The sequence below is a fragment of the Pseudomonas sp. C5pp genome (assembly GCF_000814065.1).
GTDB classification, from domain to species: domain Bacteria; phylum Pseudomonadota; class Gammaproteobacteria; order Pseudomonadales; family Pseudomonadaceae; genus Aquipseudomonas; species Aquipseudomonas asiatica.
Genome location: NZ_JWLN01000031.1, coordinates 74,638 through 83,265 on the forward strand (window position 1 = coordinate 74,638; position 8,628 = coordinate 83,265).

General features: G+C 65.1%; 6 protein-coding genes. 1 reads left to right on the forward strand and 5 read right to left on the reverse strand.

Annotation, left to right across the window (positions count from 1 at the left end):
• Positions 1–179: 179 nt before the first annotated feature.
• The 5 genes from RR51_RS22280 to gspG all read right to left on the reverse strand — a co-directional run bounded on the left by RR51_RS22280 (position 180) and on the right by gspG (position 7,822).
• Complete coding sequence (locus tag RR51_RS22280; RefSeq protein ID WP_015270542.1) at positions 180–1,595, reverse strand: efflux transporter outer membrane subunit; 1,416 nt, start codon at positions 1,593–1,595, stop codon at positions 180–182.
• Positions 1,592–4,771, reverse strand: coding sequence for an efflux RND transporter permease subunit (locus RR51_RS22285; RefSeq protein ID WP_039614707.1), 3,180 nt, complete (start codon positions 4,769–4,771; stop codon positions 1,592–1,594). Before RR51_RS22285 ends, RR51_RS22280 begins: the two co-directional genes overlap by 4 nt.
• A 12-nt stretch (positions 4,772–4,783) precedes the next feature.
• Complete coding sequence (gene mexE / locus RR51_RS22290) at positions 4,784–6,025, reverse strand: multidrug efflux RND transporter periplasmic adaptor subunit MexE (protein ID WP_015270540.1); 1,242 nt, start codon at positions 6,023–6,025, stop codon at positions 4,784–4,786.
• A gap of 169 nt (positions 6,026–6,194) precedes the next feature.
• Positions 6,195–7,385, reverse strand: a complete 1,191-nt coding sequence (locus RR51_RS22295) for a type II secretion system F family protein (RefSeq protein WP_039614708.1) — start codon at positions 7,383–7,385, stop codon at positions 6,195–6,197.
• Positions 7,386–7,396: 11 nt separating this feature from the next.
• A complete protein-coding gene (gene gspG, locus RR51_RS22300; protein ID WP_003258264.1) occupies positions 7,397–7,822 on the reverse strand; it encodes a type II secretion system major pseudopilin GspG in 426 nt (141 codons plus the stop codon).
• Positions 7,823–8,008: 186 nt separating this feature from the next.
• On the opposite strand from gspG, the gene RR51_RS22305 reads away from it, so the two are divergent.
• Positions 8,009–8,593, forward strand: a complete 585-nt coding sequence (locus tag RR51_RS22305; protein WP_039614709.1) for a lytic transglycosylase domain-containing protein — start codon at positions 8,009–8,011, stop codon at positions 8,591–8,593.
• Positions 8,594–8,628: the final 35 nt, after the last annotated feature.

An 8,628-nucleotide genomic window follows, 5' to 3' on the forward strand; every position in this document is an offset into this window, starting at 1 on the left:
GCGGTGGGGCATAAATCGAGCGCCGCGCGGGCGGCGCTCGATCTCGACGACAACGATGATGTCGTGGCGAGCACCCCCAAAAACACCCCAAAAAAATATAAAAAAGCCCCGCGGACCAAGGCCTGCGGGGCAAACGGTTGGGGGAGGGGCCAACCAAAGGAGTCGTTGAAGCGGGTGTATCAGCGCGCGCTGGCTACGGTCTCCGGTTGCCAGCCGCCGCCCAGGGCCTTGTAGATGGAGACGATGCCGCGGTACAACTCGACTTCACCCTGGGCCTGCGCATCTTCAGCGCTCAGCCGCTCACGCTCGGCATCGAGCAGCACCAGGTAGTCCACCGTACCCTCGCGATAACGAATCGAGGCCAGTTCCGCCGCCTTGCGGCTGGCATCGCTCTGGCGCATCAGCGACAGCAGCCGCTGCTGGGTCTTGTCGTAGTCGCTGAAGGCGTTGGCCGATTCTTCCAGGGCCAGCAACACCTGCTGTTCATAGTTGGCCAGTGCCCCTTCGGCATCGGCCTTGGCACCGCGCAGTCGGGCGCGCACGCTGCCCAGGTCGAAGGCGGCCCACGTTATGCTCGGGCCCAGCGCCCAGGCATTGGCTGCCGAGGAGCCTATCTGCGAACCACGTGCAGCAGTAAAGCCGAGGAAGCCACTGAGGCTGACGCGCGGGAACAAGTCGGCCGTGGCCACGCCAACGTTGGCGGTGGCAGCCGCCAGCTGCCGTTCGGCGCTGCGGATGTCCGGGCGGCGGCGCAGCAGTTCTCCCGGGTCTCCCACCGGTAGCGCCTTGGCGATGGCCGGCAGGGCCTTGGGCGACAGGTCGACGCTGAGCGCCTCGGGGCGCTGACCGAGCAGGGTGGCGATGCGATGCCGGGCCCGTGCCTGTTCCGCCTGCAGTTGCGGCACGGTGGCTTCGACCCCGGCCAGGCGCGCGTCGGCCCGCACCACATCAAGGTCGTTGCCCACGCCGGCATCGCGCAGGGTTTCGGTGATGGCCCGCGATTCCTGCTGGGTCTTGAGGTTGGCCAGGGCGATCTTCTCGCGCAACTGCGCGCCACGCAGCTGGCCGTAAGCATCCACCAGTTCGGCGATCAGGCTGACCTGCAGCTGCTGCAGGTCGGCCGCGGCTACGGCTTCCTGGGCTTCGCTGGCTTCGATCTGGCGCTGGATGCGGCCGAACAGGTCAAGCTCCCAGGCCATGTCCAGGCCCAGGTCGTAGCGCTCACTGTTTACCCGCTGCGTGGTCTGGCCGGGGATCTGGCCCTTGCCGATGTCGCTGCTGGCGCGGCTGGTGACCACCGGAAACTGATCGTTTTCGGCGTCTTCACGGATCGAACGGGCCGACTTCAGGCGGGCGAAGGCCACGCGCAGGTCACGGTTGCCATCCAGCGAAGCCTGCACCAGCTGGTTCAGCACCGGGTCGTCGAACTGCTTCCACCACAGGCTTTCGAAACGGCTACGGTCGTAGGCCTTGGCCTGTATGTCGCTGGCCAGCTGCGCGGGCTCGGTGGCCGGCGCCTGGTAGTCCGGGCCTACTGCACAGGCCGCCAGGGCGAGCGCCAGCAAGCTCGGGGTCAAGGGTTTGAGCAGGTTCATGCATGGCTCTCCAGCGATTGGGCGCGTTCGGCCTTGCGGGCCTGGCGACGCTCGACGAAACGGCGAATCAGGAAGAAGAACACCGGGGTCAGGAACAGGCCGAACACGGTAACCCCGATCATTCCCGAGAACACCGCCACGCCCATGGCATGGCGCATTTCAGAACCGGCACCGGAGCTGAACACCAGTGGAACCACACCCATGATGAAGGCGATCGAGGTCATCAGGATCGGCCGCAGGCGCAGGCGGCAGGCTTCCAGTACCGCAGCCAGCGGGTCGAGCCCCTTGGCCTGTTCGTCCTTGGCGAACTCGACGATCAGGATCGCGTTCTTGCACGCCAGGCCCACCAGTACGATCAGGCCGATCTGGGTGAAGATGTTGTTGTCACCCCCCGACACGATCACCCCGGTGATGGCCGACAACAGGGTCATCGGCACGATCAGGATCACCGCCAGCGGCAGGCTCCAGCTTTCGTATTGGGCGGCAAGCACCAGGAAGGCCAGCAGTACGCACAGCGGGAACACGAACAGCGCAGTGTTGCCCGAAAGGATCTGCTGGTAGGTCAGGTCGGTCCACTCGAAGGTCATGCCGTTGGGCAGTTCCTCCTTCAGCAGCTTCTCGATGGCAGCTTCGGCCTGGCCGGAGCTGTAGCCCGGTGCCGCGGCGCCGTTGATCTCGGCGGTGATGAAACCGTTGTAGTGCATCACCCGGTCAGGCCCGGAGGTGTCGCTGACCTTGAGGAAGGTCGCCAGCGGGATCATCTCGCCGAGGTTGTTGCGCACCTTCAGTTGGCCGATCTGCTCGGCATCAAGGCGGAACTGCTGCTCGGCCTGGACGTTGACTTGGTAGGTACGGCCAAAGCGGTTGAAGTCGTTGGTGTACAGCGAGCCCAGGTAGACCTGCAGGGTGTCGAAGATGTCGGTGATCGCCACGCCGTGGGTCTTGGCCTTTTCCCGGTCGATGGCGGCATCGACCTGGGGCACGTTGACCTGGTAACTGGTGAACAGGCCCGCCAGTTCCGGCACGTTGTGGCTCTTGGCGATGATGTTCTGGGTTTCCTTGTACAGCGCCTCGTAGCCCAGGTTGCCACGGTCTTCGATCTGCAGACGGAAGCCGCCGATGGTGCCCAGGCCTTGTACCGGTGGTGGCGGGAAGATCGCGATGTAGGCGTCCTGGATGTCGGCGAACTGGGCATTCAGTGCAGCAGCGATGGCCGCCGCCGACTGGCTCGGGTCCTTGCGCTCGTCGAACGGCTTGAGCGGGGTAAACACGATGCCGCTGTTCGGGCTGTTGGTGAAGCCGTTGATCGACAGTCCAGGGAAGGCTACCGAGTCGGCCACTCCAGGCTGTTTCAGGGCGATTTCGCTCATGCGCTTGATCACCGCTTCGGTGCGGTCGAGGCTGGCCGCGTCAGGCAGCTGGGCGAACGCCACCAGGTACTGCTTGTCCTGGGCCGGCACGAAACCGGTCGGGGTGGACGAGAAGCCGAGGTAGGTCAGGCCCATCAGGCCGGCATAGACGAACAGGGCGATGCCGCTGGAGCGGATGACCCGGCGCACGCCGCCGACGTAGCGGCTGGAAGCGCGGTCGAAGAAGCGGTTGAACGGGGCGAACAGCCAGCTGCCCAGCAGTTTTTCCAGGAACCGCGAGAAACGGTCCTTGGGCGCATGGTGGTCCTTCAGCAGCACGGCAGCCAGGGCCGGCGACAGGGTCAGCGAGTTGAACGCCGAGATCACGGTCGAGATCGCGATGGTCAGGGCGAACTGCTTGTAGAACTGCCCGGTCAGGCCGGAAATGAACGCAGCAGGTACGAACACCGCGCACAGCACCAGGGCGGTGGCGATGATCGGCCCGGTCACTTCGCCCATGGCCTTTTGCGTGGCTTCCAGCGGTTTCAGGCCCAGGCCGATGTTGCGCTCGACGTTTTCCACCACGACGATGGCGTCGTCCACCACGATACCGATGGCCAGGACCAGGCCGAACAATGACAGCGCGTTGAGCGAGAAGCCGAACAGGTGCATCACGGCAAAGGTACCGATCAGCGATACCGGCACGGCCATCAGCGGGATGATCGAGGCACGCCAGGTCTGCAGGAACAGGATGACGACCAGCACCACCAGCACCAGCGCTTCGAACAGGGTGTGTACCACGGCTTCGATGGAACCACGGACGAACACGGTCGGGTCATAGACGATGCTGTAGTCCATACCCTCGGGGAAATCCTTCTTCAGCTCAGCCATCTTCGCCCGCACTTCGTCGGAGATCTCGATGGCGTTGGAGCCTGGGCGCTGGAAGATCGGGATGGCCACCGCCGGCTGGTTGTTCAGCAGCGAACGCAGGGCGTACTGGCTGGAACCGAGTTCGACCCGGGCGATGTCCTTCAGGCGGGTGATTTCGCCATCGGCACCGGCGCGAATGATGATGTTCTCGAACTCTTCCTCATTGACCAGACGACCTTGGGTGTTGATCGACAGCTGGAAGCTGGTCGAACCCGGGGCGGGTGGGGCGCCCAGCTGGCCGGCGGCCACCTGGCGGTTCTGTTCGCGGATCGCAGCCACCACATCACTGGCGGTGAGGTTGCGCGAAGCGGTCTTGTTCGGGTCCAGCCACACGCGCAGCGAGTAGTCGCCCATGCCGAACAGCTGCACATCGCCCACGCCGCCCAGGCGCGCCAGCTCGTCCTTGATGTTGAGGATGGCGTAGTTGGACAGGTAGAGCATGTCGTAGCGGTTGTCCGGCGAGGTCAGGTGCACGACCATGGTCAGGTCGGGCGAGGCCTTGTCGACCGTGATACCAATGCGGGTCACTTCCTCGGGCAGCTTGGGCTGGGTACGCGTGACGCGGTTCTGCACCTGCACCTGGGCGTTGTCCAGGTCGGTGCCCAGGGCGAAGGTGATGGTCAGCGTCAGCTTGCCGTCAGCGGTAGACTGGGAGGACATGTACAGCATGTTCTCCACGCCGGTAATCGCCTGCTCCAGTGGCGCGGCGACGGTTTCGCCGATGACCTTGGGGTTGGCGCCTGGGAAGTTGGCGCGCACCACCACGGTGGGCGGCACCACTTCGGGGTATTCGCTGATCGGCAGCTGGAACAGCGAGATCGACCCCGCGATCAGCAGCACCAGCGACAGCACCGCGGCGAAAATTGGCCGGGTAATGAAGAATTTCGAGAAGTTCATCGGTGTGGTCCCTTAACCGCGTGGCGCCTGGGCGCTGGCGACTTTCACGTTGTTGCCCGCCACCTTCGGCGCCGGGTTACTGGCCTCCAGGGCCTGGCGCTGCTGGGCGAGGGCGGCGAGGGTCTGTTCGCTGGCCATCGGTGTCTCTTCCGGGGTGACCGGTGAGCCAGGGCGCACACGCTGCAGGCCCTTGACCACGATGCGGTCGTCCTTGCCCAGGCCGCTGCGCACGATGCGCAGGCCTTCCAGCTTCGGCCCCAGCTCCACGGCGCGGTAGGCGGCCTTGTTATCCTTGTCCATGACCAGCACGAACTTCTTGCCAAGGTCGGTGCCCACGGCTTCGTCGTTGATCAGCACGGCCTGGTACTGGGCGCTGCCCACCAGCTTCAGGCGTGCATACAGGCCTGGGGTGAACTGGCCGTCGCTGTTGTCGAACACCGCACGGCCACGGATGGTGCCGGTGCGCGGGTTGACCTGGTTGTCGACGAAGTTCATCTGGCCCAGGTGCGGGTTGCCGGTTTCGTTGGTCAGGCCCAGGTACACCGGGGTGCTCTGGCCGCGCTGGCCTTCGCGGGCCAGCTGGGTGTACTTGAGGTACACGCGCTCGTCGGCGTCGAAGTAGGCGTAGACCTTGTCGGTGGAGACCACGCTGGTCAGCGGGGTGACATCGGCGGTGACGATGTTGCCGGCGGTGAACTGGGCGCGGCTGACACGGCCGCTGATGGGCGCGGTGACACGGGTGAAGCTGAGGTTCAGGCGTGCCAGGTCGAGCTGGGCCTGGATCGCGTCGACTCCGGCGCGGGCTTCGGCGGCGGCGCTGCTACGCGATTCGGCCAGTTCTGCGGAAATGGCGTTGCTGTCACGCAGGCGTTCGCCACGGCGGGCTTCGTTGGCGCTGCGAATGGCGGTGGCCTTGGCCTGCTGCAGTTGGGCTTCGAGGCGGCGGACCTCTGCCTGGAACGGGCGTGGATCGATCTGGAACAGCAGGTCGCCTTTCTTGACCTGGGCGCCTTCGGTGAAGGCTACCAGGTCGATCTGGCCGGAGACCCGTGGGCGTACCTCGACGGTTTCCGGGGCTTCGAGGCGGCCGGTGAACTCGTCCCATTCATTGATCGGTTGCTCGATCACCTTGGCCACGCTGACCTTCGGCGCGGTGGGAGCCTGCACTGCGTCTGGGGTTCGGCCACAAGCGCTGATCACCACCACTGCCAGGGCAGCGAGGGGGAAGCGCAAGGGTTTGAATGATTGTTCCATGGAGAACTCCGCCAATGTATTAGTAGTGGGCGGAGTGTGAGTGTCTTGCGCGTGAGGCACGAATCGAACGGGACGAAGGTTATTATCACGATGAATGATATGAGCAGATCATTCATCGATTGCAGACATGGCCAGCTCGGTCGTGGGCTTTCATCCTGGGTCAGAGATTTCAGTGAATGCTCGAGGCCAGTTCGAAGATCGGCATGTACATCAGGATCACGATCAGGCCGATCAGCAGGCCAATGAAGGTCATCAGCAGCGGTTCGAACAGCTTGACGAACCATTCCACCCAGCGGCCGATTTCCTGGTCATGGAAGTCGGCGCAGCGCTCCAGCATCTCGCCCAGGTTGCCGGACTGCTCGCCGGCGCGCAGCAGGCGCAACGATACCGGCGTCACCAGTTGCCCGGCCTCCAGTGCATCGGACAGCGGCAACCCTTCGGCGACCCGCTGGCTGGCGTGCTGCAGGCCATCGGCCGCCGCGCTGCCGAGCAGGCCGCGGGCCATGCCCATGGCGGTGAGGATGGGGATACCGCCTTGCAGCAGGATGCCCAACGAGCGATAGAAGCGCGCCAGTTCGTACATCATCAGGCGTTGGTGAAGTGCCGGCAGGCGCCGCAGCTGGCAGGCTGCCCAGCGCCGTACCCATGGCTGGCGGCGCAGCAGCCACAGCGCAGTGGCCGCACCGAGGGCGCCCAATGCCAGCGGTAGTTGCTGGGCATGCAGGAACAGCCCGATCTGCATCAGCAGCCGAGACAGCCAGGGCAACTCGGTGCCCATGCCCTCGAACACCTGGCTGAAACGCGGCACCACGTAGCCAAGCAGGAACAGCACCACGCCACCGCCCACCAGCAATAGCAGCATCGGGTAGACCGAGGCACCCACCAGCTTCTGCCGGACCAGGTCCAGGCGCTGGCGGTAGCTTATGTAGCGGGCGAGGGCGTCGCCGAGCGCGCCGGTACGCTCGCTGGACTGCACCAGCGCCACGTATAGCGGCGGGAACACCCGTGGCTGCTGGCCCAGGGCTTGGGACAGCGAGCGGCCTTCGTACAGTTGGCGGACCAGTTCGGCGAGCACTTTGCGCGCTGCGGCTGCGGGGGCCTTTTCCGCCAGGCTTTCCAGCGCGTCGATCAGCGGCAGGCCGGCGTTGAGCAGGGTCGAAAGTTCCTGGCTGAACAGCACCAGGTCAAAGCTTGCTTCGCGGCGCCAGGCCATGCCGCGCAAGGTGCCGCCGTGGCCACGCAGGCTGAGCACGCGCAAGCCCTGGTCCTCGACCTGGCGGCGGGCCTGGTCGGCGTCCTCGGCATCGATCTGCAACTGCACCACACCCTGCCTGCCCAGGGCCTTGAGGCTGTAGCGCATGGCCGTTCTCCCTACTGCCAACTGGTGATTTCGGCGTTTTCCCCGTCGCCACCGGGCTGGCCGTCCTTGCCCATCGACAGCAGGTCGTACTCGCCGCCGTTCTCGCCGGGTTGCCGGTAGATGTATGCGCGGCCCCACGGGTCTTGCGGCACGGCCTTCTGCAGGTAGGGGCCGGTCCAGCGCGCTTCGCCATTGGGGGCGACCACCAGGGCCTGCAGGCCCTGCTCACTGCTGGGGTAGTGGCCGACTTCCAGGCGGTACAGGTCCAGGGCCTTGCTCAGCCCCTCTATCTGCGCCCGCGCCACCTTGGCCTCGGAGCGGCCGAGCTGGCTGAAGTACTTGGGCGCGACGATACCGGCCAACAGGCCGAGCACCACCAGGACCACCAAAAGTTCGAGCAGGGTGAAGCCACGTTGAGGGTTGGTTCTGCGCTGCATGGTGAAGCCCTCCGCTGCATGGGGACAAGCTTTTGCAGGCCCCATGCAACAGCCGTGCACGCCTGCCTTGGCGCCTTGCACCATGCGGCACGCGAAGCGGCACAGTGCTTGCGTCGTGGTCATCGACCCCGGGTTTTCCGGGGTATATCCCCCAACATCGGGGGAGACCACGAAGAGGCGACCGACATGCGTGGACTCATTCTCGGTTTGATCTGGCTGGTGGCAGGTGCTGCCCAGGCCGATGTGTACATTTCCATCGACGCCAAAGGCAGCTACATACTGACCAACGTCCATCGACCCGGGCGCCTCTATGAAACGGTGATCAGCGAGCCGAAGGCTCAGGCCGGCCCGGCCAACGCGCAGCTCATCACCGGCCGCCCCTACGCCAAGCTGGTCGCCGCCGCGGCGCGCACCCACGACGTACCCCCGGCGTTGCTGCATGCGGTGATCAAGGCCGAGTCCGGTTACAACCCCAAGGCGCGTTCGCCAGCGGGCGCGGTGGGGCTGATGCAATTGATGCCGGATACTGCCCGCGAGATGGGCGTGGAAAACCGCCTGGACCCGGAAGACAACGTGCAGGGAGGGGCCCGCTACCTCAAGCGCATGCTCAATTTGTTCGACAATGACATCACCCTGGCCGTGGCGGCCTACAACGCCGGCCCCGAAGCAGTGTTGCGCCGTGGTGCGGTACCGCCGTTTGCCGAGACCCGGCGCTATGTACCGAATGTGCTGCGGGAGTACCGCCGCTTGCAGGGGTTGACGAGTGATTAGCCTCTGTAGCCCCTTTCAAATCTGGTGCGACACCT